The organism is Kerstersia similis, from assembly GCF_965139615.1.
Lineage (GTDB): Bacteria > Pseudomonadota > Gammaproteobacteria > Burkholderiales > Burkholderiaceae_B > Kerstersia > Kerstersia similis.
On the sequence record NZ_CBCSIQ010000001.1, the window covers coordinates 201,763 to 227,457 of the forward strand.

The following is a 25,695-nucleotide window of genomic DNA, read 5'->3' on the forward strand; positions in this document are numbered from 1 at the left end:
GAAGTTTTCAGTTATGGCAACCGGTACCGTTAAATGGTTCAACCCTGAAAAGGGCTTCGGCTTCATCGTTCCCGATGAAGGCGGCAAGGATCTCTTCGCTCACTACTCCGAAATCCGTATCAACGGTTTCAAGTCGCTGGAAGAAAACCAGCGCGTGAGCTATGAAATCGGCGAAGGCCCCAAGGGCCCGAACGCCAAGAACATCGAACTGCTGGCCTAATTCCGGCAAGTTCGTAGCGCTGTCACCCATCACTGGGGGATGGCGCAGAGAAAACCGCAGCCTCTGGCTGCGGTTTTTTTTATGGGGTATCCGGCTTGACATGAGATGGACGCGGCCTCTAGAATAAATCTACACCTAACGTAAGGTTTATGATGTCGCATTCTCCTGCTTTGCTGCAGATCGGTGAGCTTGCCCAGCGGGCGGGCGTCAGCCATCGCACGATTCATTACTACGAACGTATCGGTCTCTTGCGCCCCGCAGAGCGCGAAGGTGCGGGCTACCGCTATTACGACGAGCAGGCCGTGCTGCGTCTTGAGAAGATAGCAGCATTGAAAAACCTGGGTTTGAGCCTGGAGGAAATCGGTCAGGTCATAGACCTGTACTTTGATCATCCTGGCGGAATCAAGGGCAAGGAGCAGGTGCTGAAAATACTGGAAGCCCAGTTGCAGGCCACCCGTGGCAAGCTGCTGGAAATGCAGGCCTTCGAGCGTGACCTGATGGCCAATATTGCGCGCATGAAAGCCCTGCTAGACGAGGCGCGGCAGCAAGCCTGAGCCGGGACGGACGGCGTGTTGCCGTCCTTTTTTTGCCTCAAATCTACACTTGACGTCAGGTTTATTTGTTTCATGGGGAAAGAACACGGCAAATGTTTTTTCCCGTTTTCCCCGGGAGCCAGCCTGGCTGCAGCCCAGGCGTTTCAACTGCAATGGCTGAACCCGGTTCCGTTTGTTCCCCGGCGTTTCTAGCAAGGAGAGCCACAGATGCCGAAATTTCGTACGCCCGCGCTGTTTGCCGTATTCGTGTCCATGACCGGCCACGCAGCGTTTGCCCAATCCACGCCTTCCAAACCGGAGCCTCTTGCCGTGACAGTCCCATCCTCTTCAATGTCTTCCCCTGTTAACCATCCGGTTTCACCCGACCCCTTGGGGCCAGTTGCGCGCTTTGTGCCTGATACGCATGTACAAGTGCTGCAGCGGACGGTGCGGGTGGACGGAGACAGCGCGACGCTGTTCCGGCATGAGCGTCGCGATGGTCGCAATGCTGGATTGGCGGGCGAGCACTTCAGCGCCGTAATGGCAGCGGACGGCACGCTGAAGGGGTTCGCCAATATCTCCCTGGACCTGGCCGGCAAGCCCTTGCCGTCGCGTGAGCGCAGCGAACAAGTTGCGCGCGAATTCCTGCATGAGCTTGCCCCGGATTTGTTGCCGCGTATGCAGATCAGCTGGATAGACCCGCATGATGAGCCGATCCGCGTGTGGCAAGACGGCCGTAGTACAACCGTGACCTTAACTGGCATGAAGGTGAAAGCGCGCAACCTGGCGGACGGGCGCTGGTTTTGGGTGATTGTTGGCAGCGATGAAAAGCCGATGGTGTTTGAGCGCGATATCGTCTGGATAAGCTTTCCCGGCCATCGCCAGACTGAAAAATGGCTGCATGACAGTTGGCTGGGAAAGCAGCGCGGCTGAACGGGGCATCCGTGCGCGGTGGATCGGGCGAGCGGGTTTGCCATGACTCGCTCATGCTACGGGCCGGGTACGCCACCTTGACAGCGGATGCGCCTATCGCAGTGCGCTCGCCGAGGCCTCGCGCAGCGCCTGCGTGATCTGCTGCAAAGTGACTGAGCGGATGGCGGCATGTTGCCAATACAACGGCACATCCAGCCAGCGGTTCGCGTCCAGCAGGCTGAGCGTGCCATCCTGCAGGCCGGGCGCGATCAGTGATTCGGGTGCCAGGCACCAGCCCATGCCGCGTGCGGCGGCCTCCACGAAACCCTTGGAGGTGGGAATGTAATGGATGGGTGGCGTCAGGCGGGCGCGGGTGATCCGGCGCACGAAGCGCCATTGCAGCGCGTCCTTGCGGTTGAAAACGATCATGGGGGCAGCCGCGAAAGCCGCCGCATTCAGGCCGGCCCCGAAGTAGCGTTCGCGCAACCCGGGGGCGGCAATGGCGCGGTAGCGCATTGTGCCCAGTGGCTGGACACTGCAGCCCTGCAAAGGCTGCGGGTCAGCGGTGACGGCACCCAGCACCGAGCCGTCGCGCAACAGGTTGAGCGTATGGTCCTGGTCATCGACACGGATATCGAAAACATGGCCATGGCGCTGGTGCAGCAAGGCAAGGGCAGCCACGAACCAGGTTTCCAAGGAATCGTCATTGACGGCGATGACGATGGGGTGAGTGCTGCCCGCCTGGTCTGCGGGCAGGAAGTCGGCGAGCGCCTCGGCCTGCAGCGCCTGCATGGGGCGCACGCGCCGCAACAGGCGTTCCCCGGCCGGTGTGGGCCGGCAGGGCGCCTGGCGGACGATCAGCACCTGGCCCAGCCTGTCTTCCAGCGCCTTGATGCGCTGGGAAATGGCCGATGGCGTGACGGCCAGGCGCCGTGCGGCCGCCTCGAAGCTGCCTTCTTCCAGTACGGCAGCAAATGCGGCGAGTTGGGGGTGTATCAAGTCCACAAGCGGTTTCCGGGATCAATCTTGTATTAAGAAATTCTTCATATGGTACAGAAAAAATAGTTAGTCTTAATTCAGGCTGTCCGCCAGCATAGGCACTTTCCATCTCGCCATGCTGGCTTCACCCTTATGTACTTTGCTGCTGCAACCACAGGTTTTTTTTCCGGCGCCGGGCTGATCATTGCCATCGGTGCGCAGAACGCGTTCGTCTTGCGACAGAGCCTGGCACGGCGGCATGTCGGGCTGGTGATAGGCTTGTGTGCGCTGAGCGACATGCTGTTCATCATCTGCGGAGTGGCCGGCATCGAAGTGCTGGTCAGCGCCTGGCCGGGCTTGTTGCAAGCGCTGCGCTTCGGGGGCGCCGCCTTTCTGGCGGTTTATGGAGGGATGGCGGCCTGGCGTGCCTGGCGCGGGCAGGCCGCCATGACACAGGCCGGAGCCGGGCTGGCCAGTCGGCGCCGGGTGGTGCTGGCCTGCCTGGCCTTCACATTCCTCAACCCGCATGTCTATCTGGATACGATGGTCTTGCTGGGCAGCCTATCGACCCAGTACGGCGGCATGGCGCGCTGGGCCTTTGCTGCCGGGGCCTGCCTGGCCAGCGTGACCTGGTTCCTGAGCCTGGGCTATGGCGCGCGCTTGCTGCTGCCGGTGTTCAGGCGTCCGGCGGCTTGGCGGGTGTTGGATGCGCTGGTGGCAGTCTTCATGCTGGTGCTGTGTGCGCTGCTGCTGGTGCGGCCCTTGCATTGATCCAGGCGCAGCTGGCCCACCGTACGCATGAACGTGGCATAGCCGCAATCTTTTCCTGGCGTCACTGTCTCGTTGGTGCGTTCCCGCTAGTCAATGGCGCTGTCCTGGCGGGCGATGCATCCATCCTGGGATGAGGCGATGAAAGCCGAACAACAGAAGGTCATTGGGGGGAAACCGGAGGCGGGNATGACATCGTGGCGCGGGGGGCGGCATCAGGGCCTGGGCCGCCCATGTACAGATAGCCGCACAGCGTATCCACAATGGCCTGTTGCACGGCGTCTTCCGGGAATTGCGGCCAGGGGGAGAGCACGGCGGCATGGATCAGGGCCTCCATGGTTTGCAGCAACACCCAGGTCGCCAGATCCAGGTCCGGGGGCTGGATTTCCTCTCGATGGCGTTCCAGTATCTGGCGGAATTGCTTGAAGATGGCCTGGTCAGCCGGGCTTTCCTCGGGCGGAACATCATAGAACGGGAATTCTTTTTCCAGGACGCGATGCAGTTCCGGTTCGACCCGGTGCGCTGCCAGCCAGGCGCTGACGATAGCCGTGAGCCGCTCCCGCAGCGTGGCGGGCTGAGGGAGATCCAGCGCTGCCGTCATGACGGCATGCAATTGCGCCGCATGGCGTTCATGCAAGGCAGTGATCAGTGAATCCTTGTTGGGAAAGTATTGATACACCGAGCCGATGCTGACTCCTGCGCGTTCGGCAACGAGATTGGTGCTGGTGCCGGCATAGCCGCGTTCTGACAAAACGCGAGCAGTTGCTTCGAGAATGGCTTCGACCAAGGCGCGTGAACGCGCCTGCCGCGGCGTTTTTCGGGGCTGTTGGAGCGCTTGCATGAGCGATGGCCAAAGCGAGTATTAAATGCGAGTAATTACTCATATTATGACGTGACATCACGGAAACAGGCGCTGTGACCGGCGCGGCCGGCTTGATAAACGCGGCTCAGGCCTCTTTCCGTGGGACGGAGGCGCGGGCTCGGGCCGGCGCACTCGACTGACGAATATCTGTATTTTGGAGAACATATGTCACGAGCATCCAATTTCATGCCTGGCAACGGCCTGGGCGCGATGGGGCGGCGTGCCGCACTGAACGCCCGGCTGCGCCGGGGCGGCGGAGGTCATCATGACTGAACAGAGCAAATCCGGCATGGTGCGTGCCGCTGCCGAAGTCATCGCAGTAACGGAAGTGACGCCGCATATGCGGCGCATCACCTTGGGCGGTAATGAAATGCCTGCCTTCCTGGAGGCAGAAGGAGTGGAGGCGCCGGCTGCCTGGCTCAAAGTCTTTTTGCCTTCGGGAGAGGGGCGGGCCTATACCATCCGAGGCATCAACCGTCGTGCCGCGACCCTGGACCTGGACTTTGTCATGCATGGCGATGAAGGTCCGGCCTCTGCCTGGGCGGCTGGCGCCCAGGTGGGCGAACGGCTGCTGATCGCCGGCCCGCGCAGCGGGCGCTTTGAACTGCCAGACGATGCACGCTGGGTACTGCTGGCGGGAGACGCGACAGCCTTGCCGGCGATCCAGGTCATTGCGGAAACCTTGCCGGCGTGGGTCAAGGTCAAGGTGTATGCGGAAATCGCCACCCAGGCCGACCGCCAGCGCATAGACACGTTGGCCAGCATGCGCATCGCCTGGTTGCAGGCGCAGGGCGATGCCGGCAGCGTGCTGCGCCAAAGCCTCATGTTCCGGCCGTTCCCGGCGGGGCCTGGCTATATCTGGGTAGCAGGGGAATCGGCCATGGTGAAGGCCTTGCGCAAGCACTACCTGCAAGAGCGTGAAATGCCGGTACACCGTGTCAGCGCCAGCGGCTACTGGAAGGCGGGGGAAGCGGATCACCGGGATCGCTGAGCGGTAAGCGCTGATTTGCAGGTAGCGACTGGATTGTTTTAGGAAAGTGCCAGGTGCCAGTCATGAGACTGGCCAGGCCTGGCTGAGTTTGACCGTACGGCGGGCGAAATCTATCAGCGCCTGCAGGCGCGGGTTGCACTGGATATGCTCGGGCCAGACCATCACGACGGTTTCGCGGTGGATATCTGGCAGGATGGGACGGGTAATCAATGGTAGGCCTTCATAGCTATGTTCTATCCAAGGCCGTTGCACCAGCAGGCTATATCCCAGCCCGCGAGCCAGCATCCGCGAAATCAAGGTGGATGAGGTGACTGAGCATCATAGCAACCCTCCGTCCGGTGCCGGGGCGTTCAGCACCACGGTACTGGCAGTCTTGATGAATAAAAAGAAGTTCGAGAGCTTGCCGCCGGACTTGCAGCAAATCATCGAAAGGCATAGTGGCCCGGCACTGAATCAGCGGTTTAGCGAGGTCTGGGATGCAGACATGGCTGCCGGTATGGCAGCGATGCCGGCAGATTCCGTCGTGACGATCGCACCAGCGGATTATGCTGAGATAGAAGAGGCAGCGGAAGGTGTTGCCGGGAACTGGGTCAAGGCGGTGGAGCGACGCGGCATTGATGGCGACGCCTTGTTGCAGGGGCTGCGAAAGATTGTGGCGCAACAGGCTGCTTCTCGTACGGAGGAGGATGTCGTGCTACCGGCAACACCCTAAGTGAGTCAGCTTGCTGAGGGAGCGGGCAGGCTGACTTTGGGTCTCAGGAAATGGCAGATGCCAACTCATCGGCCAGGACGCGCACCAAGTCTCCGGCGGGCAGTTCGCGGGCCTGTGCGAAGGCCTGCCCGGCCCATTGGGCAGCGTAGCCGGAGTCGCCTTGGGCAGTGGCCAGGGCGCTGAGCTGTTTGGTGGCATCGTAGGCCAGCGGATAGTCGGCGGGGCGCGGGCTGCCGGGCGCTTCGCCGTGGCGGATCAAGGGGTTGACGAGGCCGCGTGCCGGCCGGCCTGAGAGCACGGGTGTCAGGCGGGTTTCGTGGCCGTCCGGGTGGCGCAATTTCTCGCGATAGGCCTCATTGGCTGATGATTCCGGACAGAGGATGAAGGCCGTGCCCAACTGGGCGGCAGAGGCGCCGGCCTGCAAGGCAGCGTAAATGTCGCGGCCCGTCATCAAACCGCCTGCGGCAATCAGCGGCAGCGGGACTTGCCCGCTCAGGCGTTGCAGCAGCGCCAGGGTGCCGAGTGCTTCGTCCGGGCCTTCGGGGTTGAAGATGCCTCTGTGCCCACCGGCTTCTATTCCTTGCACGACAACAGCATCCAGGCCGGCCGCCTCGATGCGGCGGGCTTCTTCAAGGCTGGTGGCGCTGGCCATGAGGTAGATGCCGGCATCGTGCAGCGCTTGAACCTGCACCGGTCCGGGCAGGCCGAAGTGGAAACTGACAACGGCCGGGCGCTCTTCCAGCAGCATGTCCAGAATGCCATCATCACCCAGAAAACTGAAATAGATTTCCTGAAGCTGGCTGGGCGGCTGGCCGCCAAAACGGGCGAACAGTGGCGCCAGATGGTTCAGCCAGGCTGCTTCGCGTGCCGCGTCCCGGCGAGCGGGCGCGTGGCTGAAGACGTTGACGTTGAACGGATGCGGCGTGAGGGCGGCCGTGGCGCGTATCATTTGCCGCGCCTGTTCCGTCGTGCTGGCGCCTATGCCCAGGGAGCCCAGGCCCCCGGCATTGGAGACCGCAGCCGCCAGCGCAGGCGTCGCTACACCCGCCATGGGTGCCTGAATAATGGGATGAGCGATGGCCAGTCGTTGGCAGAATGCAGCGGCGAGATCCATGTCTGGGTGTCCAGGTTTGAAGTCGGCTCTTAGGGGAAAAGGCGGCAGGCGAAGCTGCTGGCTTCAAGTATCGCCCCAAAGTTGCCGGGAGACAAATGGACAGGACGGGAAAATGACGAGGGGTCGCCGGGCGGACGAAGACTTCGGGCGCGCGCGGCGGTATTGAGAAGAAGCAGGCATCCGCCAGCCAGGGCGGATGCCGAAACCGAAACCGAGAGTTAGCTGGATTTTTTCTCGCCGCCCAGCGCGTCCACCAGCGCGGCCACCAGCTTGGCCAGTTCACCTGTCATCAGGGCCATATCCGCGTCAAAGCGCTCATCTTCCGCCAGGCCTGCGGCTTCGCTGTTTTCGGCCAGAACATCCAGCGGTGCGATGCGCTTGATGTCCAAGGCATCGGACAAAACGAAGGAAACACGGTCTTCCCAGGTCAGGGCCAGGCGTGTGCATTGTTTGCCGCTGGCGATATGGCGGCGCAGCTCTTCAGGCTCGGGAGCATGCTTGACGTAGCGCACGGCAGCCTTGCCGTCGCCGGCGGCGCGCAACTCGGTGTCCTGGTCGATGGTGAAGCCAGCGGGCGCTTCATCATCGGCCAACCAGCTGGTCATCGCCGCGCCAGGGGATTGCTCGACATACAGCGGTTCGGCGGGAAAGGGGCTGAGGGTCTTGGCCAGCAGGCCCAGGGCTTCGTCAGCCTTGGCGGACGCGGCGGCGTCTATGGCCAGCCAGCGGTTCTTGCGGTCGATCCAGATCAGGGTGTCGCGGCTGATGCTGAAGGCGCGCGGCAGCAGTTCATCATAAATGCGCTCCTTCAGTTCCTTCATTTGCTTGCGGCCCGGTTTGTAGCCTTGCTGGGCTTCGAAATCGGCAGCGCGTTCCTTGGCAACCTGATTGATGACGGTGCTGGGCAGCAGCTTCTTTTCCGTGCGCAGCGAAATCAGGATCTGGTCGCCGATGGCGTGGGCAAACCGGCCATTTTCGCGTACCGGTGTCCAGCCCAATGTCTGCGCTTGCGAGCTGTTGCCGGGGGTGAAAGCCAGGGCGGCCAGCTGTTCGTCCAGCTCGTCCACACTGGGATTCCAGCTGGGATTCAGACGATAGAGTTTCAGGTTCTTGAACCACATGGCGCGCTCGCAAAAGTGGGCATTCTAATACAGGCCCGGCGGGGAGGGGGGCTGCAATGTGCCATCCTTGGCTACAGCTTGTGTCAGTTTCCGATGGAGCGCCGCTGGTGTCCCGTTGCGCACCGGCTCGGGGGGCGATCGTCCGGACGAGAGTCTGGCAGGCAGCGGAAATGGAACCGGCGGCGCCTCTTTGCGAAGGCGCCGCCGTGTCAGCCGGCCGGAAAAAAGTTGCGTCTCAAGGGGCAAGCAGATGCCAGGCCAGGCGTGCGGCGGTGCGGGCGCCATGATTGTCCAAATCGAAACGCGGGTTGTATTCCGCCAGGTCTGCCAGCCTGAGCTTGCCGCTGGCTTTGACGCGCAGCACGATTTCTTCGATCACGGCCAGCGGCACGCCGTAGGGGGCAGGGGCTGATACGCCAGGCATCACGGCTGCGGGCAGGACATCCAGATCGACGGTCAGATAGACATGCCGGGCCGCGGCAAGCAAGGCATCGACATCCGCCAGACGCGCCTGCAGGTGGCGTTCCTGCATGTCGTAGTCTTCGACCCAGACTGCGCCGATTTCAGCGGCCCGTGCATATAGCGCAGGCGTATTCGATACGCGGGACACACCGAGGCAAGCGTACTGCAGGGGCAGGCCGTGCGCCTGGCAATGATTGGCGATCTGGTCGAAAGGTGTGCCTGAACTGCCCGGGCGGCCGGTGCGCAAATCGAAATGGGCGTCCAGGTTCAGCACAAGGACAGGGCCCTTATCGTCATGTTCGGCCAGCCAGCGTGCCAGTCCCTGGAAACTGCCCCAGGCGATTTCATGACCGCCGCCCAGAATGACGGGGCGGGCGCCCTGGGACATCAGAGAAGCCAGGCTGGCGCCCAGGTTTTCCTGGGCCGCTTCCAGCGCATCACCGGCGCAGCCGATGTCGCCCGCATCCAGCAGCCGCTGCAAACCATGCGCCGGCAACCCGGCCAGGAAGCGGCGAATGGCGGCGGGGCCGGCTGCGGCCCCGATGCGGCCCTGGTTGCGTGCCACGCCCGCATCGCAGGCAAAGCCCAGCAGCACGGCCTCGCCCGGCGCCGGCTGGCCGGCGTCCTGCGTGACGATATGTGCCAGTCTGCGAGTATCACCGTGCTCCGCGCTGTCGTCGCGCGCGGTCCAGAGGCTCGCATCTGCTAGCGTGGCATTCATGCCAGCCCTCCCTGTCCTGCTGTCAGGACCGCCTGGAGGAACTCCCGGGTACGGGGCTCACGCGGCTGGCTGAATATGACTTCCGGCGCTCCGGATTCCAGGATGACGCCGCCGTCCATGACCGCCACGACGTCTGCCACATCGCGGGCAAACCCCATCTCATGGGTCACGACCATCATGGTCATGCCTTCGCGTGCCAACAGCTTCATGACTTGCAGGACTTCGCCGACCAGTTCAGGGTCGAGTGCCGAGGTCGGCTCGTCGAACAGCATGACTTTGGGCTGCATGGCCAGCGCCCGGGCAATGGCCACCCGCTGTTTCTGGCCGCCCGACAGGCTGGCCGGCATGGCTGCCATTTTCTGGCTCAGACCGACTTTTTTCAGCAAGTCTTCCGCCAGGGCGTTGGCTTGTTCGCGTTGCATGCCGCGCAGCTTGCGCGGACCGATCGTGACATTCTCGAGGACCGTCAGGTGGGGGAACAGATTGAACCCCTGGAAAACCATGCCGACTTGCATGCGCAGGTGGTTCAGCGCGCTGTCGGGCAGCAGCTTGCCATTGTCGAGCAGCGTCTGGCCACAGATTTCGACCGTTCCGCCCTGCGCGACTTCCAGGCCATTGCAGCAGCGCAGCAGTGTGCTTTTGCCGGAGCCGCTGGGGCCGATGACCACGACCACTTGCGAGGGCTGGACATCGAAGTCGATCCCGCGCAGCACGGCATGATCACCATAGGATTTGTGCAGATTGCGGATACGGATCATCTCTTGCTGCGTGCTGGCAGCGTTCGGGGCGGTTTTTGTGCTGGCGTTCATTGCACCATTCCTCCGGCGCGCAGGCGCTGTTCGACTGCCCGCAAAATCAACATCGTGACAGTGGTGAGTACCAGATAGATCAAGGCCACCACCAGATACGTTTCCAGCGAACGGTAGGTCACGCTGATGATTTTCTGGCCTTCATGCATGAGGTCGTGAATCGTCAGCAGCGACACCAGCGCCGAGTTCTTGATCAACGCGATGAACTCGTTGCCCAGGGGCGGAATCATGCGTACCACGGCTTGCGGCAGCACGATGGCGCGCATGGACATGCCCGAGGACATCCCGAGCGAACGGGCCGCTTCTGTTTGTCCGCGGTCAACCGACTGGATGGCGCCACGGACGATTTCCGAGACATAGGCGCCCGAATACATGGCCAGGCCCAAGACGCCGCAGGCAAATGCCGGCAAGGTGATGCCAAAGTGCGGCAGGCCGAAGAACCAGATGAACAACTGCACCAGCAGAGGCGTACCACGGAACAGCAGCAGATACAGGCTGCACAGGTTGTAGATGATGTAGCGCTTCGGGTTGAGCCGGCCCACACCGATCAGCAGGCCAATCAGGCAGGCCAGCAGCAGGGCGCAGGCGGTCACCTCGATGGTGACCATGGCCCCACTGAGCAGCTCATCGAAATCAGCAAAGACGGGAGCGAAATCCAGGTTCATTGTGCAGGTGCCTCAAACCACTTGTTGACGATGGCCTGGTAGCTGCCGTCGGCCTTGATCTGTTCCAGCGCAGCGTTCAGTTCCCGGGTGAGTGCGGGGTTGTTCTTGTTGACTGCGATGCCGTACTCTTCCGTCGTGATCTGTTCGTCCAGCACCTTCATGTCGGGCGAACTTTGGGCGAACAGCTTGGCGGCGGGCTTGCCGGTCACAGCGGCGTCTGCGCGGCCGATCTGCACCAGGTTGAACATTTCCTGGTTCTTCTCGACTTCTACGCGCCGCACGGCGGGGTGGTGCTCTTTCAGGTAGTTGACCGATTTGGTCCCCACCTGAACCGACACCCGGCGGCCGTCCAGATCTTGCACGGTATTCACCGGCCCATCTTTTTTGGTCAGCACAGCCAGGCCGCCGGCGTAGTACGGCTCGGTGAAATCCACCACTTTGCTGCGCTCGGGCGTGATGTAAATGGCGGAAATGGCGATATCGGCGCGACCGGCTTGCAGTGCGGGGATCAGACCCTTGAAGTCGATGTCTATCCACTCCACTTTTTTCCCCATCCTGCCGGCCAGTGCTTCAACCAGGTCGATATCGAAACCGGTGCGCTGGCCGTCCTTGACGAATTCCATCGGGGGGAAGGTGGCGTCTGTCACTGCGCGTATGGTGTCCTGCGCGTGTGCCGGGCTTACGCCCCAGGCCAGGCTCAGGGTCAGGGCGGCGGTTAGCAATGTGCGACGTGTCGTCATGGTCAATCCTAGGAAAGTGGATGCTGGGGAGGGAACGGCGTGGTTAGCGGCGAGAAAACAGGAACTGCGCAAGGGTTGGGTTGATGGGAGGAGGCGGTCGGGAAAGCAGGCAGGGCTTTTAGCGTTGTTGCAGCCGTGCGGAAATGCGTTTGGCTGCGGCCGTTGTCATCTCGATCAAGGCCTGGGGCCGCTTGGAGGCGCGGGTGGAGGGCGCCATCAGCGTGATCGAAGCGATGGCTTGATTCGGTCGTTGGAAAATCGGCACGCCTACCCCCCACACGCCGGAGTCAACTTCACTGTCGGTCACGGCGTATCCCTGGGCGCGAATGGCGTTCAACTCGATGTTCAGGCGCGCGCTGTCAATGCTGGCGTCCTGGGCTAGATAGCTCAGCGCTGCCTGTTGGCGTGCCGGGGACATGAAGGCCAGCAAGGACTTGGCGGAGGCACCCCGCGTCAGCGGCAGGCCGCGCCCCTTAGTAAAAGAGCAGCGCAGCGGATGCTGGCTTTCAACCATGTCCAGGCAGACGGCCTGATCCTTTACCGTGACCAGCAGGCCGACGGTTTCGCCAGATGCGGCGGCTAGGGCTTCCATATCCGGCTGGGCTTCGTGGATCAGATAGGAGGATTGGTCGAATCCCCAGGCCAGCTGCACGCTCAGCGGCCCGGGCCCGTATTCGCCTTCATGCTCGGCGACAAATCCCCATCGCTTGAGCAGGGCGACCTGCCGATAAAGCGTACTTTGGGCCAGACCGGTCTGTTCGGCCAAGGCGGCAATACTGAGGGGGGCATCGTGTCGCGCCAGCGTAGCCAGTACGAACAGCACGCGATCTGCGCCTGCCCCGACGGATTGATCTGTTGTCACCATCGGGCTCCAAACTGAGTGATGTGACAAAGATTATCAATTTGTGGCGTTTTTCTTGGAAATTATTCCCATCAATTGAGAATTTACCGGGAAAACCCCGAATATTTTCTTTTGAAAAAGTTGCACGGTGACTTGCTGCCCTGGGGTGGGCAGGCTCGGAATTCCGGGAAAAAAGGGGGGGCTGTGCCGGTTACGCATGCATTTGAAGCCGCGTCCCGCTCGCCCGGTGCGGCTGATTTCAGCAGGCTGCAGAGGGGTGTTCGTGCCGGGCGCTGTCCGGCAAGCCCTGCTGTGGGGCGGGCCGTGGGCGGCGGTGGCGGGCGCGCAAGCCTCCGCTGATGCCGCAAATCATGGCCGGGCTGGCGGACGGCAGCGGCACCGGGGGAGTCTGGGCGTGGCCGCAGCGGGAAGGAATCAGGCGCTGAAAAAAAAACGGCCTGGTCAGAGACCAGGCCGTTGGGGAACGCTCGGCGTCGTGCGAATTGCTCGCGGGGGCACGGCGCCAGCGATGAAGCGGTACCGGACATGTGGCACAGGGGGGCTGCGCCTGCCATGCGGGGGAACCGGTGTCCGCCATCATGGAAGCCAGTCTAGTCGCTCTGGTCTGACAGAGTCCTGAATAATTCCATGGACAAGTGCCCATGCCGCCATGGCGGGGAGGGCGGCCAGGCGGGTGGGGAAGTGTCAGGAATCGTCAGCCGGGATCAGGCGGATGGCGGCAGGGTGTGGCGGATTTGTCATGCTGGTTTTTTGTACAGTATAATCTGATGCCATAATGCCGACGGTACCTGGCTATCGGTGCGCCGCGCGGGCCATCAGGAAGTTTTCTGGCAGGGATGGCCTGGCAGGAAGCCTGAAGGCTTGCACTGGCCACCATGCCGGGCAGCCCGGAAGCCATTTCCGCAAGACAAGCAAGACAATTCAGCAGCTCCGGTCAGCTTCCGGGCATCTATTCAGCTTAAGGATTCATACATGGACGACAAACTCAGCAAGGCCGCCGCGTCGGAAAAGGCCAAGGCGCTGTCCGCCGCGCTGTCGCAGATCGAGAAACAGTTCGGCAAAGGCTCCGTCATGCGCTATGGCGACAACGAGGTCGAGCACGATATCCAGGTCGTTTCTACCGGTTCGCTGGGGCTGGACATTGCCCTGGGCGTCGGCGGCCTGCCGCGTGGCCGTGTGGTGGAAATCTATGGTCCGGAATCCTCGGGCAAGACCACGCTGACCTTGCAGGTCATCGCCGAAATGCAGAAGATAGGCGGCACTTGCGCGTTCATCGACGCCGAGCACGCCCTGGATGTGCAGTATGCCGCCAAACTGGGCGTGAACCTGTCCGACCTGCTGATCTCCCAGCCCGATACCGGTGAGCAGGCTTTGGAAATCACGGATGCGCTGGTGCGTTCCGGTTCGGTCGATCTGATCGTCATCGACTCCGTCGCGGCGCTGGTGCCCAAGGCGGAAATCGAAGGCGACATGGGCGATTCGCTGCCCGGCCTGCAGGCCCGCCTGATGAGCCAGGCCTTGCGCAAGCTGACTGCCACCATCAAACGCACGAATTGCATGGTGATCTTCATCAACCAGATCCGCATGAAGATCGGCGTGATGTTCGGCAACCCGGAAACCACGACGGGGGGCAATGCGCTGAAGTTCTATTCCTCCGTTCGCCTGGACATCCGTCGTATCGGTTCCATCAAGCGTGGCGATGAAGTCGTGGGTAATGAAACCCGCGTCAAGGTGGTCAAGAACAAGGTTTCGCCGCCGTTCAAGCAGGCCGAATTCGACATCATGTATGGCTCGGGCATTTCGCGTGAAGGCGAAATCATCGACCTCGGGGTGCAGGCAGGGATCGTCGAAAAATCCGGTGCCTGGTATAGCTACAGCGGCACGCGCATCGGCCAGGGCAAGGACAATGTCCGCGAGTACCTGAAGGAACACCCTGAAACGGCAGTGGAAATTGAAAACCGGGTGCGCGAAAGCCTGGGAATTTCCCTGCGGGCTGCGGCAGTCGCCTCGGCAGCGGGCAAGGGTGAGGCCGAAGGCGACTTCGCCGACTGACGCTTGTGAATTCAGCCTGGCGTAACGGCAACAGGCGCCTGGGTGGGTTTGCCTCCAGGCGCCATGACGACCCGGATCGGCGTGCTGACGCTGAGACTGAAAATCGGCCGGCGCCGCTGCGCGCCACGCTGGGCGATGCCTACAAAGTCTTGGATGAAGACGAAGATTTCGAGTCGGATTGCTTTGTTGATGCCCCCCCAGGGGGCATGGCCGAGCCTGCTGATGCGTTTGAGGCCGTGCCAGCGCGGCAAGCCGCAGCGATGGAGCCGGGTAGCGACGCTGCTCGATCCCCTGCCGGGCAGGCTGCCCGGTTCGCAGCCCGCTCTACAACTCGATCTACAGATCATTCTGTGGCCCGGTCCGCAGTTCAGTCCGCAGCCCGACTCTCGGATACTGATGGCCCGGCTGCCAGTGCGGAGCGGCGTGGGCCGTCACTCAAGGCCAGGGCCGTGGGTTTGCTGTCGCGCCGGGAGTACAGCCGCAAGGAACTGAGCGGCCGTCTTGTGCCGCATGCGCCCGATCTTGAAACCTTGACGGCGTTGCTGGACGACTTGCAGCGCGAAGGCTGGTTGTCTGATGAACGTTACGCGCGCAGCATGCTGAATCAGCGCAGCGCCCGCCAGGGCGAGCGACGCATCATCGGTGATTTGCGTCGTCAGGGCGTGGCAGATGAATTGCTGGATACCTTGTCCGAAGATTTGCGCGCGACGGAGTACGAGCGTGCCGTGCAGGTCTGGCGCAAACGCTTCGACGGCAAGGCTTTACCCGACACACCCAAGGAGTACGCGCGCCAGGCCCGTTTCCTGGCGGCTCGGGGGTTTGCCGGGCATGTGGTGGGCAAGGTGCTGAAGGCTGCCTTGCGTGGCGAATCCGAGCCTGAGGGGTTTGACGGGCTTGAGGGGTTTTCCGACTAGACCTCATGAATGCCGGACAGCGTCTTGAAACAGACGGTCCGGGCAATTTTCAGGAACTCCTGCATATAGGGCGCGTGTTCGTCTTCGGCGCGTACCGCTGCGTACAGCGTGCGCCATACCCCTTGGCGGCCCAGCTTGGCAATATGCAGCCAGCCCTGGTTCAGGTACTCCGTCAGCGCCCAGTTGGGCAGAGCGGCAACGCCACGGTTGCTGGCGACCAGTTGGGCGATGATGGGCGTCAGTTCCGCCTTGCGAATCGCAGCGGGTTCGATGTCCTGTGGGTCCAGAAAAGCCGTGAAGACATCCAGACGCTGACGTTCCACCGGATAGGTGATCAAGGTCTGATCCGCCAGATGAATGGCGTCGATATGATCGTATTCGGCCAGCGGGCTGCTTTGGGAGACAGCCAGCACCAGCTCGTAGCGGAACAGGGGAACGTAGGTAATGGCGTCCAGCGGCTGCGGGTCGGAGGTTACGACCAGATCCAGGTCGCCGCGCAGCAGGGCAGGCAAGGGCGCAAAGGAAAAGGCAGCAGATAGATCCAGGGCAACTTCCGGCCATTTGGCACGGAATTCATCCATCGCAGGCATGAGCCACTGGAAGCAGGAATGGCATTCGATGGCCAGATGCAGGCGGCCGGTGCGGCCCGCCGCCAGACGGGTAATTTCTCGTTCGGCAGTGCGCATCTTGGGCAGGATGTCGTCGGCGAGCGCCAGCAGGCGCAGCCCGGCTGTGGTCAGCCTGGCGGGGCGTGTGCGCCGGTTCAGGAGCGAAACGCCCAGGCGGCTTTCCAATTCACGCAATTGATGCGACAGCGCAGATTGCGTGACATGTAGCCGTTCGGCGGCTTCCAGGAGGCTACCGCCGTCACGGATGGCGCACAGGGTTTCCAGGTGGCGAATTTCGATCATGGTGTCAGGGCAGAGCAGCGGCAGGAGGCCAGCCTCGCGGTAGCCGGGCCAGGGAAGCGTTGCCCGGCGGGCAGGGGCATTCCGAGGGTCGCCGACATGGCAAATGGCGCTGTCTTGTAATAAAGAGTGAAACTGGGCGATGGATTCGAGTCGGTGAATTCGAGCGGTGACATCAGGTGGCCGGCCGTTCAAGGTGAGGGCACGGCGAGTTTCCATGAATTTTGCTCATGCCTGATGAATAACATGAGTTTATCTCATTTTATGAATGCGATATTTGATTTTGTCATTGCGGTATTCCCTAGCAAAATAGACTTGTCTTGAAAATAATTTGCATAGGGATATTTATATATGACGAAAATTCATAATTTGGGTTTCCCCCGTATCGGTGCGCAACGGGAACTCAAACGTGCAGTGGAAGCGTATTGGGCGGGCAAGCAGGATCAGGCAGCCTTGACGGCCACGGGGGCGCAACTGCGCGCTGCGCATTGGCGTGTGCAGGCCGAGGCGGGGGTAGCGCAGGTGCCGGTAGGGGATTTCGCCTGGTATGACCACATCCTGGAGTGGAGCACGCTGCTGGGGGCGGTGCCGGCGCGTTTTGGCCATCCGTCCGGTGCGGACGTCGATCTGGATACCCTGTTTCGCATGGGGCGTGGCCGGGCACCGTCCGGTACACCGGCTGCGGCCTGCGAAATGACCAAGTGGTTCGATACGAACTATCACTACATCGTTCCCGAGCTGACCCCGGGCCAGACGTTCCGCATTGCACGCGATTATCTGTTTGAACAGGTGGCCGAGGCACAGGCCTTGGGCTATCAAGCCAAACCGGTGATCCCGGGGCCGTTGACCTGGCTGTGGCTGGGCAAGGGCGATGCGTTTTCCGGCGGTGCCGGTGATGAAGGCAAGCTGGCGCTGCTGCCGTCGCTGCTGCCCGTGTACGCGGATATTCTGGCCCGGCTGGCGAATCAGGGCGTTGAATGGGTGCAGATCGACGAGCCCATTCTGGTGCTGGATTTGCCGCAGGCCTGGCGCGATGCTTTTGGCGCGGTCTATGCCCGCCTGGGCCATGTCGGCCCCAAGGTATTGCTGGCGACGTATTTCGGCGGATTGCAGGACAATCTGGCGACGGCTGCCGCGCTGCCCGTGGCCGGTTTGCATGTGGATCTGGTGCGCGCTCCGGTGCAGCTGGATGCCGTCCTGGACGCCCTGGGCGCCGACAAGATTCTGTCGGCCGGCGTGATCAATGGCCGCAATATCTGGCGCACGGATCTTGACGCTGCGGCGGCGCTGCTGGCGCCTGCCCAGGAACGCCTGGGCGAGCGCCTCTGGTTGGCGCCCTCGTGCTCGCTGCTGCACGTGCCGGTGGATCTGGCCCACGAGACCGAGCTGGATGCGGAATTGAAAAGCTGGCTGTCCTTTGCCGTACAGAAACTGGACGAAGTGAAGTGGCTGGCCGCTGCGGTGCGGGGCAATGCCGACGCAGCAACGCAGGCAGCGCTGGCGGCCCAGCGCAAGGCGCTGGAAGCGCGTCGTCACTCGCGTCGCATCCATAACCCCGCCGTGGAGCGTCGCCTGGGGGCGGTGGCCGAGGTGTCGCGCGAGCGTGCACCTTTCCCTGAACGTCTGCTTGCCCAGCAGAACTTGCTCCGGCTCCCGGCATACCCGACGACCACGATAGGATCTTTCCCGCAAACGGCGGAAATCCGCGCGCTGCGCCGTGATTGGAAGTCCGGTGCCTTGACTGATGCGGCTTATGAGGCGGCCATCCGCAAAGAGATCGAAGCGGTGATCCGCTTTCAGGAAGAAGTGGGGCTGGATGTTCTGGTGCACGGCGAACCCGAGCGCAACGATATGGTGGAATATTTCGGTGAGCTGCTGGCCGGCTTTGCGTTTACCCGCAACGGCTGGGTGCAGAGCTACGGTTCCCGCTGCGTCAAGCCGCCTATCATTTTCGGTGACGTTGCCCGTCTGGCGCCCATGACCGTGGGCTGGTCTGCCTATGCCCAGTCCCTGACCGAGCGTCCCGTCAAGGGCATGCTGACTGGCCCGGTCACGATTTTGCAATGGTCGTTTGTGCGTGACGACCAGCCGCGCGAAGATACGTGCCGGCAGCTGGCGCTGGCGTTGCGCGATGAAGTGGTGGATCTGGAGCAGGCGGGTATCCGTGTCATCCAGATCGACGAGCCCGCCATTCGCGAAGGCCTGCCCTTGCGCCGTGCCGACTGGGAGGCGTATCTGGATTGGGCAGTGGACTGCTTCCGCCTCTCGGTGGCGGGTGTGCGTGACGATACGCAGATCCACACCCACATGTGCTATGCGGAGTTCAATGACATCATCGACGCTATCGCCGCCATGGATGCGGATGTCATCACCATTGAAACCTCGCGTTCGAACATGGAGCTGCTGGAAGCCTTTGAAACGTTCCATTACCCGAACGACATCGGCCCTGGCGTCTATGACATTCACTCGCCCAATGTGCCGGAAGTTCAGTGGATGGTCGAGCTGATGAAGAAGGCGGCGTCGCGCTTGCCCAAGGAACGTCTGTGGGTGAATCCGGATTGCGGCCTGAAGACGCGCGCCTGGCCGGAAACCAGGGCGGCCTTGGAAGCCATGGTGGAGGCCGCGCGCGAACTGCGCAAGGCAGCGTGATGGCCTGAGCGGCTGGCCGAGGACATGAGGGCGCGGCGGGTGCCGCCGAACGGTTCTGCCGGATGATTACAATCCGGCGGAACCGGACATGATCTGAAACCTCTGGATCGGTCAGCCACGATACAAGGCGATATGAATCTCAACACGCTCGAACGGCACCTGGATGCCTCGCCCCTGCTGAAGGCGCACAAATCCTATTTCCTGAACCTGGCTCAGCCGATTGTGGCGATCCGCTTGGGCCAGTCCCAGGGCGCGGCGCGGCAAAGCCGCTTTGGCGGCCAGCCCGTGGTACCCGTGGGGTTTGCCTGGCCCGAGCATCCGGAGGGGCATTATCTGTTTGTCGGGCAGATCAATTTCGCGGAATTGCCAGCTGGGCCGGACCGCCCGGCTGAGCTGCCCGCCAGCGGTCTGTTGTCCCTGTTCTATGGTTTTGATGAGGACGACGCCATTTTCTGGCGTGACGAAAACTACCTCAAAGCGTACTACTGGCCAAATACCAGTGACTTGCACGAGATTCAGGCGCCCCACCGCTGGGTAACGCGCAGCCATGAGCTGCGTTTTGAAAACGGCATCGACATTCCTCGCCACGAGGAACTCCGCGATGACTGGCCTGTGTCGTTCGACGAGATCAGCGATTGGTTCGAAGCCCTGGAAGAAAGCGGCGATTTGCCGCGCGACTATCTGTTGGGGCGGCCCTCCTGGGACAGTCTGGCCTATGACCCGACGCCGAACCTGAAGGAGCATCCCAGCGGCTCGCATTGGCGCTCGCTGCTGACTTTGCAGTCGCATGAGGCCTTCAATTGGTGCTGGCAGGATGGCGCGCGGCTCATGGCCTTTATCGAGGATGACAAGCTGCGCGCCCATGACTTCAACCGTCTGCAGGTGGATTGCGGTTGAAGGCAAGCCGCGCTTTGCGGCACGCGGGCCCGTTCCGCACTTGCCGGACAAAGACGGAAGCCGGAACGAAAGCGCGCAGGCCCGGCGGGCATGGCGGCGGATGGGGGGGCCCATCGCGAGCCGTGGCGGGTCAGTGTGGGCGGGTGGCGGTCCACTGCACGGCAAAGACGCTGGCCAGCACGATGACCAGCCCCACCAGCGCCGTACCGGTGATGGATTGCGCCAGCAGAACCCACCCCAGCACCACGGCAGTCAGGGGGCTGAGCAGGCCCAGGGACGCAACGGCCACAGTAGGCAGGCGGGCAACGCCACGGAACCAGAGCGCGTAAGCAAGCATCGCACCTGCCAGGCACAGATAGGCATAGGCAGACCACTGCGCCAGCGTTAGCGTGGGCAGCGGTGGTTCAAGCAGCCAGACGACGGGGGCCAGCATCAGGCCACCGATCAGCAATTGCCAGCCGGTCAGCGCCAGCACCGGCATGTCCAGTTTCCAGCGATGGGTCAGCCAGACGCCGGTTGCCATGGCGGCGGCGCCCAGCAGGGCGGCAGCAATGCCGATAGGCTCGAAGACCGTCTGTGGCGAGAGCAGCAAAATACCCATGCCCAGCACGCCGGCAACGGCTGCCCAAAGCGTGCTGCGCAAGGGCGAACGGCCGTCGATGCTCCAGCTCAGCAGCATGATCAGCAAGGGTTGGATGGCGCCCAGTACGGCTGCCAGGCCGCCGGGCAGCCGGTAGGCGGCGACGAACAGCAAGGCCTGAAAAATACCGATATTCAGTGCGCTCAAGACAATCAGGCGCCACCAGTTCTGACGGGCTGGCCGGCAGCGGGTGAACAGCAGCAAGAGGATGCCGGCGGGCAGAACCCGGATGAGCGCCGCGGTGAACGGGCGATCCGGAGGCAGAATTTCAGACGTCACGATATAGGTTGAACCCCATATGCTGGGGCCCAGGGCTGTCAGCAGGACATCACGCCAGGGAAGGGAGGCAGGAGAGGCGTTCATGAATTTATCTTTAGTTCAAGGTAAAATCATTGTGTACATTAAATACCTTGAAGTCAAGATAAATGAACGACGCCCATACCCCCCGTCCAGCAGACTCGGTAGATGCCATTCTTGCGCAATGGCGGCGCGAACGCCCGGAGCTGGATGCCCGGCCCATGGGGCCGATCGGACGCATCAAGCGTTGCGCCGGCTTGCTGGAGCCACAGCTGGAAGCGGCGCTGGCCGAGTTCGAGCTGGCAGTGTGGGAGTTCGATATGCTGGCGACCTTGCGGCGCGCGGGCCAGCCATACTGCCTGAGCCCGACGGAACTGTTTTCTTCGCTGATGGTGACATCTGGCACGATGACGCACAGGCTCAAGCGGATGGAGGCTCGGCAGTTCATCGAGCGTGTGCCCAATGCGCAGGATGCGCGCAGCATGCTGGTGCAGCTGACCGCATCCGGCCTGTCCTTGATCAATCGCGCTGTGGAGGTTTTTGTCGAACACGAACGGCAGATACTGTCCCGGATTCCGGCCGAGGTTCTGGCGGATCTCGACGATAAACTGGCCCGGCTGCTGGTGGCCCTGGAAGGCGAGCCCGGCCAGGGCGGCTCGGGAGCCGCCTAGGAAAGTCGCTGTCACCAGGGCTGAGCCGCCGCTCAGCGTGGTGGCCGCAGTGAGGATTGCTCGTAGATGGCCGGCGTGACGCGCCGGGAAATATCCGAGGGACGGAGCCGGGCCACGTGCGCATATTTGCTGAGAAAGTCAGAATCCAGCCCCAGGTCCGGCCGGCCGCTGGTGAGAACTTTGCGGGGCGGCTGGCCCGCAGGCAGTGGCGCCGCGATGGGCGGGGCAAGCAGCTTGCGGGGTTCGCAGGGCGCCAGGGGGATCTCGGCGCCGGTATCGTCCACCGTCAGGCTGGCCCTGAATTTCATGGCTTCGGGCATGGGGGAATGCGTCGGGTACTGGCTTTGCAATATCTGGTTGAAAAGCTGGTACAGGGGCAGCTGGGTGGGCAGGTTGGCTTGTAGGCGGGCTTGGGAAAGAATGGGGTAGAAGGGGGGATGGTTGATGATCAGCCCTTCTCCTTCGGCCTGGGCCTGCCGCACCGCACGCTGTAGGGGTGAGCCGTCGTACAGCCGGTGATTGCTGATCCAGGTTTTGATGATGAGCAGCCCGGGTTGGTGGATATCGCGGGCCAGGACGAAGACGCCACGCGGCGTGGTGATCATCCAGTCGCGTTGCATGGGCGAGTGCTGGTAGAGCGTGAGCAGGCCGTGCAGGTGGGAAATCAGGTTGCCCAGTTCGGCCAGCACCGTTTGGTGATCTATGGTGCCCAGACGATGGTAGAGCCGCATCTGCGCATGCTGGCTGAGACGCACCAGGATATGGACATGCAGCTGATGCGTGCGGGCAGGGATGGTCAGAACTTCAAGTTGCAGATGGACGCGGCCATCGAGTTCGCTGGCCATCCAGTGCATTTGCCGGTAGTAGCCTTTGCGGAAGCCCGTGTTTTCCGGGATATGGGTTTCGCTGTAGATCAGCAGGCCGGGGGCAATCATATTGCGCGCCCAGCGCGTCAGTTGCTTGAAAGACGAGATGCGTTTCCTGCCGGGTTCCGGACGGGCATGGCGGTTCAGGCTGGATTGTTGCTGCCTGGCTGCCTGGCTCAGCAAGTGCTTGCTCATGCCATAGGCCAGCGTTTCATTGACGCTGAGGACGGCGGATTCGGCGGTCATGCCGGGTGCCGGTTCGGCCGGACTGGCGGATGACTGGGGCCTGGGCGGGGAAGAGCCTGAGCGGGACATGGCAGTATTTTTGGGCTGGGCGGGCGAATCCGGTTAGACGGCGCATCGGTGGCGGGCGGCCGATCTGCTGCAGTACCGTAGCTGGAAATTAATCAATGATAATGATTTGTATGTTTTCTTTTGAGTGGGTTCCCGAATTTCTTAAAAATTAGGGATTTTCCTAGCGCAACCCCTGGACAGGGCGGACTGAGCAGCGCGTGGGTTGCTGGCGAGGGCGGGCCGCAGGCGTCTTCTGTCGGCCGCCGGGCCGAGCCGGATTGCCCGTGGCGGTTTAGTGCGACAATATCGGCTTTGCATACGTACTTTCCCCCGGGGTGTCCCCGCCGGCGAAAGAGGTATGCGCCTGTCTGACGGGCTGTTTATGGAGTACTGCGCGCTGTGAGTGCCTTGCCTGCTGAGTCTCAACTGGATTACCTGCGTGTGCCGCCGCATTCCATCGAAGCCGAACAATCGGTGCTCGGTGGTCTGCTGCTGGACAATGGCGCGTGGGATCGCATTGCCGACGTTCTTACCGAAGAAGACTTTTATCGTCACGATCACCGTCTGATCTGGCTGCATATCGTCCGTCTCATCAACCTGGCGCGGCCGGCTGACGTCATTACCGTCAATGAATCGCTTGCCAGTTCGGGCAAGAACGAAGAGGCCGGCGGGCTGGCTTATCTCAATGCGCTGGCGCACAACACGCCTTCGGCCGCGAATATCCGCCGCTATGCGGAAATCGTGCGCGAGCGCGCCATGTTGCGCAAGCTGGTGACGGTGGCTGATGACATCGCCGCGGCAGCCTTTAACCCGCAGGGCAAGGACGCCCGCCAGTTGCTGGATGAAGCCGAAGCCAAGGTGTTCCAGATTGCTCAGGAAGGTGCCCGCGGCGCGGCGGGTTTCCAGGAAATCCAGCCGCTGCTGCAGCAGGTGGTCGAGCGTATCGACGAGCTGTACCACCGCGACAGCACCTCGGATGTGACCGGCGTACCCACGGGTTTTGCCGATCTGGACAAGATGACTTCCGGCCTGCAGCCGGGCGACCTGGTGATCGTTGCCGGCCGTCCCTCCATGGGCAAGACTTCGTTCTCGATGAACATCGGCGAGCATGTAGCCATCAATGAAGGCCTGCCGGTTGCCGTGTTCTCCATGGAAATGGGAGCGGTGCAGCTGGCCATGCGTATGCTGGGTTCGGTAGGCTTGCTGGACCAGCACCGCATGCGTACCGGCAAGCTGCTGGCCGAAGACTGGCCGCGTGTGACCCATGCGGTCAAGACCATGCAGGAAGCGCAGGTCTATATCGACGAAACCCCAGCCCTGACAGCCATCGAACTGCGCGCCCGCGCCCGGCGCCTGGCGCGCCAGTGCGGACAGCTGGGCCTGATCATCATCGACTATATTCAGCTGATGTCAGCCAGCTCCGCAGGCGAGAACCGAGCAACTGAAATTTCCGAGATCAGCCGTTCGCTCAAGGGCCTGGCCAAGGAACTGAATTGCCCGCTGATCGCGCTGTCGCAGCTGAACCGCAGTCTGGAACAGCGTCCTAACAAGCGTCCGGTGATGAGTGACTTGCGCGAATCCGGCGCTATCGAGCAGGACGCCGACGTGATTCTGTTCATCTACCGTGATGAGGTGTACAACCCGGATTCCCCGGACAAGGGCACGGCGGAAATCATCATCGGCAAGCAGCGTAACGGCCCTATCGGTACCGTGCGCCTGACCTTCCAGGGTTCGAGCACCCGCTTCCTGAACTACACCCAGGGCAATGCCATGATTGATTCGGGCTATTAAGTGCCTGGCCCGGGCGCTTGCGCCGAGAGCATCTCACGCCAGCCTGGGGGCTGGCGTTTTTGTTTCCAGCCGTCGCACTGCCGGACGAGGGCCATGCCGCCTGCGGCCCGCCGCCACGCCGGACCGGCTATCTATCTGGCTTCGGGCGACATGGCCGCCGCCATGTCACAGGCGACGCGCAACGAGGCTTCGTCGGCAATGCCCTTGCCGGCGATGTCGAATGCCGTGCCGTGGTCCACGCTGGTGCGTACGATGGGCAGGCCGGCGGTGATGTTCACGCCCTGATCCAGCCCCAGGTACTTGACCGGGATCAGGCCCTGGTCGTGGTACTGGGCAACCACGATATCGAATTCACCCTGTCGGGCGCGCATGAATACCGTGTCTCCCGGCCAGGGGCCGCTGGCATCGTAGCCCTGGGCTCTGGCCCAGGCGATGGCAGGGGCGATGATGTCCCGGTCTTCCAGGCCGAATTTCCCGCCTTCCCCGGCGTGCGGGTTCAGGCCCGCGACGGCGATGCGGGGATGCGCCACGCCCAGCTGGCGGCACACCCGATGCGCCAGCGCCAGCGAGCGCCGCTGGCCTGCCGGCGTGATGCGCGCCGGAACCTCCGACAGGGCGATATGGATAGTGGCCAGCAGCACGCGCAGGCAGTCGTTGACGAGCACCATGGCATAGTCATCGGTGGCGCAGCGCGTCGCCAGGATCTCCGTGTGGCCCGGGAAATCGACACCCGCCGCCTGCAGGGCTTCCTTGTGGATGGGGGCTGTCACAACCGCATGCAGGTGTCCGGCCAGCGTATCGTCGATGGCATGGCAAATGGCCTCGTAGGCCGATCGTCCCGCCAACGCGCTGACCTGGCCCAGCGGCAGCTCGGCAGGCAGCGGCGTGGCGCGCGAGATGACGGGAATGAGGCCGGGACGGAAACAGGCGTCGCGGGGGTGGTCTATGGCCTGAAGCTCCAGGCTGGCGGCAGCCGCGCCACTGTAAGCGCGGGCGCGCGCCAGGGCACCCGCGTCGCCATAGACGATGGCCGGGTAGGGCAGCCCCTTGGCATAGAGTTTCAGTACGAGTTCCGGGCCGATGCCGGCGGCATCGCCCAAGGTGATGCCCAGCGGGCGCGGGAGGGTGTTCGACATTTCACCATTATCGCGCCGCAGCCCGGCGCCGCAGCGATCCGGCAGGATTTTGCCTGGCATTTTGGCAGGCGCTGTTGCACAATTCAGACCAAAGGCAGCCTTCGCATCGC

Annotated in this window: 25 protein-coding genes and 1 pseudogene; 12 read left to right on the top strand and 14 right to left on the bottom strand. The window is 62.4% G+C overall.

The genetic code is table 11. The annotated features are described in order from the left end of the window. Positions 1-13 precede the first annotated feature (13 nt). The 3 genes from ACNA1V_RS00785 (at position 14) to ACNA1V_RS00795 (ending at position 1,686) form a co-directional block, all read left to right on the top strand. Positions 14-220 (top strand): cold-shock protein, encoded by a 207-nt coding sequence (locus tag ACNA1V_RS00785; RefSeq protein ID WP_068374683.1) that lies wholly within the window; start codon positions 14-16, stop codon positions 218-220. 149 nt (positions 221-369) lie between these two features. Then, complete coding sequence (locus tag ACNA1V_RS00790) at positions 370-774, top strand: MerR family transcriptional regulator (protein ID WP_415831663.1); 405 nt, start codon at positions 370-372, stop codon at positions 772-774. 252 nt (positions 775-1,026) lie between these two features. Next, positions 1,027-1,686 carry a hypothetical protein gene (locus ACNA1V_RS00795; protein WP_415831664.1) on the top strand — a complete coding sequence of 220 codons (660 nt, stop codon included), beginning with the start codon at positions 1,027-1,029 and terminating at the stop codon, positions 1,684-1,686. 93 nt (positions 1,687-1,779) lie between these two features. On the opposite strand, the gene ACNA1V_RS00800 is transcribed toward ACNA1V_RS00795, so the two are convergent. Then, positions 1,780-2,670 carry a LysR family transcriptional regulator ArgP gene (locus ACNA1V_RS00800; protein ID WP_415831665.1) on the bottom strand — a complete coding sequence of 297 codons (891 nt, stop codon included), beginning with the start codon at positions 2,668-2,670 and terminating at the stop codon, positions 1,780-1,782. Between the two features lie 126 nt (positions 2,671-2,796). On the opposite strand from ACNA1V_RS00800, the gene ACNA1V_RS00805 reads away from it, so the two are divergent. After that, positions 2,797-3,414, top strand: a complete 618-nt coding sequence (locus ACNA1V_RS00805; RefSeq protein WP_415831666.1) for a LysE/ArgO family amino acid transporter — start codon at positions 2,797-2,799, stop codon at positions 3,412-3,414. 186 nt (positions 3,415-3,600) lie between these two features. Here ACNA1V_RS00805 and ACNA1V_RS00810 read toward each other — a convergent pair. Next, positions 3,601-4,252, bottom strand: a pseudogene (locus tag ACNA1V_RS00810) (TetR/AcrR family transcriptional regulator); the annotation flags it as partial. A 286-nt stretch (positions 4,253-4,538) separates the two neighbouring features. Here ACNA1V_RS00810 and ACNA1V_RS00815 point away from each other — a divergent pair. Further along, positions 4,539-5,264 (top strand): siderophore-interacting protein, encoded by a 726-nt coding sequence (locus ACNA1V_RS00815; protein ID WP_415831667.1) that lies wholly within the window; start codon positions 4,539-4,541, stop codon positions 5,262-5,264. A gap of 60 nt (positions 5,265-5,324) precedes the next feature. Here ACNA1V_RS00815 and ACNA1V_RS00820 read toward each other — a convergent pair whose 3' ends face one another. Then, on the bottom strand, positions 5,325-5,549 hold the full coding sequence (locus ACNA1V_RS00820) for a type 2 periplasmic-binding domain-containing protein (RefSeq protein ID WP_415831668.1): 225 nt from the start codon (positions 5,547-5,549) through the stop codon (positions 5,325-5,327). 22 nt (positions 5,550-5,571) lie between these two features. Between ACNA1V_RS00820 and ACNA1V_RS00825 the strand changes: the two genes are divergently transcribed. Continuing rightward, the gene (locus tag ACNA1V_RS00825; protein WP_415831766.1) at positions 5,572-5,976 is read left to right on the top strand and encodes a type 2 periplasmic-binding domain-containing protein; all 405 of its coding nucleotides are present in this window, start codon (positions 5,572-5,574) and stop codon (positions 5,974-5,976) included. A gap of 43 nt (positions 5,977-6,019) precedes the next feature. Here ACNA1V_RS00825 and ACNA1V_RS00830 read toward each other — a convergent pair whose 3' ends face one another. From ACNA1V_RS00830 to ACNA1V_RS00860, 7 genes are all read right to left on the bottom strand, one after another. Continuing rightward, positions 6,020-7,090, bottom strand: coding sequence for an NAD(P)H-dependent flavin oxidoreductase (locus ACNA1V_RS00830; protein ID WP_415831669.1), 1,071 nt, complete (start codon positions 7,088-7,090; stop codon positions 6,020-6,022). A 218-nt stretch (positions 7,091-7,308) separates the two neighbouring features. Then, positions 7,309-8,211: a recombination-associated protein RdgC gene (locus ACNA1V_RS00835; protein ID WP_415831670.1), complete on the bottom strand. Its 903-nt coding sequence runs from the start codon at positions 8,209-8,211 to the stop codon at positions 7,309-7,311. A gap of 235 nt (positions 8,212-8,446) precedes the next feature. Beyond that, positions 8,447-9,394: a formimidoylglutamase gene (gene hutG / locus ACNA1V_RS00840; RefSeq protein WP_415831671.1), complete on the bottom strand. Its 948-nt coding sequence runs from the start codon at positions 9,392-9,394 to the stop codon at positions 8,447-8,449. Continuing rightward, a complete protein-coding gene (locus ACNA1V_RS00845) occupies positions 9,391-10,152 on the bottom strand; it encodes an amino acid ABC transporter ATP-binding protein (RefSeq protein WP_415831767.1) in 762 nt (253 codons plus the stop codon). Before ACNA1V_RS00845 ends, hutG begins: the two co-directional genes overlap by 4 nt. A gap of 47 nt (positions 10,153-10,199) precedes the next feature. Then, a complete protein-coding gene (locus ACNA1V_RS00850; RefSeq protein WP_415831672.1) occupies positions 10,200-10,868 on the bottom strand; it encodes an amino acid ABC transporter permease in 669 nt (222 codons plus the stop codon). Beyond that, positions 10,865-11,608, bottom strand: coding sequence for a transporter substrate-binding domain-containing protein (locus ACNA1V_RS00855; RefSeq protein ID WP_415831673.1), 744 nt, complete (start codon positions 11,606-11,608; stop codon positions 10,865-10,867). The genes ACNA1V_RS00850 and ACNA1V_RS00855 overlap by 4 nt, the downstream gene beginning before the upstream one ends. Positions 11,609-11,726: 118 nt before the next feature. Then, a complete protein-coding gene (locus ACNA1V_RS00860) occupies positions 11,727-12,473 on the bottom strand; it encodes an IclR family transcriptional regulator (RefSeq protein ID WP_415831674.1) in 747 nt (248 codons plus the stop codon). 969 nt (positions 12,474-13,442) lie between these two features. On the opposite strand from ACNA1V_RS00860, the gene recA reads away from it, so the two are divergent. Beyond that, complete coding sequence (recA, locus tag ACNA1V_RS00865) at positions 13,443-14,522, top strand: recombinase RecA (protein ID WP_415831675.1); 1,080 nt, start codon at positions 13,443-13,445, stop codon at positions 14,520-14,522. A gap of 5 nt (positions 14,523-14,527) precedes the next feature. Then, the gene (gene recX, locus ACNA1V_RS00870; protein ID WP_415831676.1) at positions 14,528-15,436 is read left to right on the top strand and encodes a recombination regulator RecX; all 909 of its coding nucleotides are present in this window, start codon (positions 14,528-14,530) and stop codon (positions 15,434-15,436) included. Here the strand turns inward: recX and ACNA1V_RS00875 are convergent. Next, on the bottom strand, positions 15,433-16,347 hold the full coding sequence (locus ACNA1V_RS00875) for a LysR family transcriptional regulator (RefSeq protein WP_415831768.1): 915 nt from the start codon (positions 16,345-16,347) through the stop codon (positions 15,433-15,435). The genes recX and ACNA1V_RS00875 overlap by 4 nt on opposite strands. 348 nt (positions 16,348-16,695) lie before the next feature. Between ACNA1V_RS00875 and metE the strand changes: the two genes are divergently transcribed. Together metE and ACNA1V_RS00885 are read left to right on the top strand one after the other, a co-directional pair. Beyond that, positions 16,696-18,993 carry a 5-methyltetrahydropteroyltriglutamate--homocysteine S-methyltransferase gene (metE, locus tag ACNA1V_RS00880; RefSeq protein ID WP_415831677.1) on the top strand — a complete coding sequence of 766 codons (2,298 nt, stop codon included), beginning with the start codon at positions 16,696-16,698 and terminating at the stop codon, positions 18,991-18,993. 132 nt (positions 18,994-19,125) lie between these two features. Beyond that, on the top strand, positions 19,126-19,890 hold the full coding sequence (locus ACNA1V_RS00885) for a YwqG family protein (RefSeq protein WP_415831678.1): 765 nt from the start codon (positions 19,126-19,128) through the stop codon (positions 19,888-19,890). A 130-nt stretch (positions 19,891-20,020) separates the two neighbouring features. Here the strand turns inward: ACNA1V_RS00885 and ACNA1V_RS00890 are convergent, their stop codons facing one another. Then, positions 20,021-20,893 (bottom strand): EamA family transporter, encoded by an 873-nt coding sequence (locus tag ACNA1V_RS00890; protein ID WP_415831679.1) that lies wholly within the window; start codon positions 20,891-20,893, stop codon positions 20,021-20,023. 62 nt (positions 20,894-20,955) lie between these two features. On the opposite strand from ACNA1V_RS00890, the gene ACNA1V_RS00895 reads away from it, so the two are divergent. After that, positions 20,956-21,498, top strand: coding sequence for a MarR family winged helix-turn-helix transcriptional regulator (locus ACNA1V_RS00895; RefSeq protein WP_415831680.1), 543 nt, complete (start codon positions 20,956-20,958; stop codon positions 21,496-21,498). Between the two features lie 32 nt (positions 21,499-21,530). Here the strand turns inward: ACNA1V_RS00895 and ACNA1V_RS00900 are convergent, their stop codons facing one another. Further along, positions 21,531-22,610, bottom strand: a complete 1,080-nt coding sequence (locus ACNA1V_RS00900; protein ID WP_415831681.1) for a hypothetical protein — start codon at positions 22,608-22,610, stop codon at positions 21,531-21,533. Between the two features lie 456 nt (positions 22,611-23,066). On the opposite strand from ACNA1V_RS00900, the gene ACNA1V_RS00905 reads away from it, so the two are divergent. Then, positions 23,067-24,449, top strand: coding sequence for a replicative DNA helicase (locus tag ACNA1V_RS00905; RefSeq protein ID WP_415831769.1), 1,383 nt, complete (start codon positions 23,067-23,069; stop codon positions 24,447-24,449). Positions 24,450-24,580: 131 nt separating this feature from the next. On the opposite strand, the gene pdxA is transcribed toward ACNA1V_RS00905, so the two are convergent. Then, positions 24,581-25,585 (bottom strand): 4-hydroxythreonine-4-phosphate dehydrogenase PdxA, encoded by a 1,005-nt coding sequence (gene pdxA, locus ACNA1V_RS00910; RefSeq protein WP_415831682.1) that lies wholly within the window; start codon positions 25,583-25,585, stop codon positions 24,581-24,583. Between the last annotated feature and the right edge of the window lie 110 nt (positions 25,586-25,695).

Coding starts and splice junctions, on each gene's coding strand:
- ACNA1V_RS00785 (WP_068374683.1), top strand. CDS start 14: ATGGCAACCGGTACCGTTAAATGGTTCAACCCTGAAAAGGGCTTCGGC.
- ACNA1V_RS00790 (WP_415831663.1), top strand. CDS start 370: ATGATGTCGCATTCTCCTGCTTTGCTGCAGATCGGTGAGCTTGCCCAG.
- ACNA1V_RS00795 (WP_415831664.1), top strand. CDS start 1,027: ATGACCGGCCACGCAGCGTTTGCCCAATCCACGCCTTCCAAACCGGAG.
- ACNA1V_RS00805 (WP_415831666.1), top strand. CDS start 2,797: ATGTACTTTGCTGCTGCAACCACAGGTTTTTTTTCCGGCGCCGGGCTG.
- ACNA1V_RS00815 (WP_415831667.1), top strand. CDS start 4,539: ATGACTGAACAGAGCAAATCCGGCATGGTGCGTGCCGCTGCCGAAGTC.
- ACNA1V_RS00820 (WP_415831668.1), bottom strand. CDS start 5,549: ATGCTGGCTCGCGGGCTGGGATATAGCCTGCTGGTGCAACGGCCTTGG.
- ACNA1V_RS00830 (WP_415831669.1), bottom strand. CDS start 7,090: ATGGATCTCGCCGCTGCATTCTGCCAACGACTGGCCATCGCTCATCCC.
- ACNA1V_RS00835 (WP_415831670.1), bottom strand. CDS start 8,211: ATGTGGTTCAAGAACCTGAAACTCTATCGTCTGAATCCCAGCTGGAAT.
- hutG (WP_415831671.1), bottom strand. CDS start 9,394: ATGAATGCCACGCTAGCAGATGCGAGCCTCTGGACCGCGCGCGACGAC.
- ACNA1V_RS00845 (WP_415831767.1), bottom strand. CDS start 10,152: ATGATCCGTATCCGCAATCTGCACAAATCCTATGGTGATCATGCCGTG.
- ACNA1V_RS00850 (WP_415831672.1), bottom strand. CDS start 10,868: ATGAACCTGGATTTCGCTCCCGTCTTTGCTGATTTCGATGAGCTGCTC.
- ACNA1V_RS00855 (WP_415831673.1), bottom strand. CDS start 11,608: ATGACGACACGTCGCACATTGCTAACCGCCGCCCTGACCCTGAGCCTG.
- ACNA1V_RS00860 (WP_415831674.1), bottom strand. CDS start 12,473: ATGGTGACAACAGATCAATCCGTCGGGGCAGGCGCAGATCGCGTGCTG.
- recA (WP_415831675.1), top strand. CDS start 13,443: ATGGACGACAAACTCAGCAAGGCCGCCGCGTCGGAAAAGGCCAAGGCG.
- ACNA1V_RS00875 (WP_415831768.1), bottom strand. CDS start 16,347: ATGATCGAAATTCGCCACCTGGAAACCCTGTGCGCCATCCGTGACGGC.
- metE (WP_415831677.1), top strand. CDS start 16,696: ATGACGAAAATTCATAATTTGGGTTTCCCCCGTATCGGTGCGCAACGG.
- ACNA1V_RS00885 (WP_415831678.1), top strand. CDS start 19,126: ATGAATCTCAACACGCTCGAACGGCACCTGGATGCCTCGCCCCTGCTG.
- ACNA1V_RS00890 (WP_415831679.1), bottom strand. CDS start 20,893: ATGAACGCCTCTCCTGCCTCCCTTCCCTGGCGTGATGTCCTGCTGACA.
- ACNA1V_RS00895 (WP_415831680.1), top strand. CDS start 20,956: ATGAACGACGCCCATACCCCCCGTCCAGCAGACTCGGTAGATGCCATT.
- ACNA1V_RS00900 (WP_415831681.1), bottom strand. CDS start 22,610: ATGACCGCCGAATCCGCCGTCCTCAGCGTCAATGAAACGCTGGCCTAT.
- pdxA (WP_415831682.1), bottom strand. CDS start 25,585: ATGTCGAACACCCTCCCGCGCCCGCTGGGCATCACCTTGGGCGATGCC.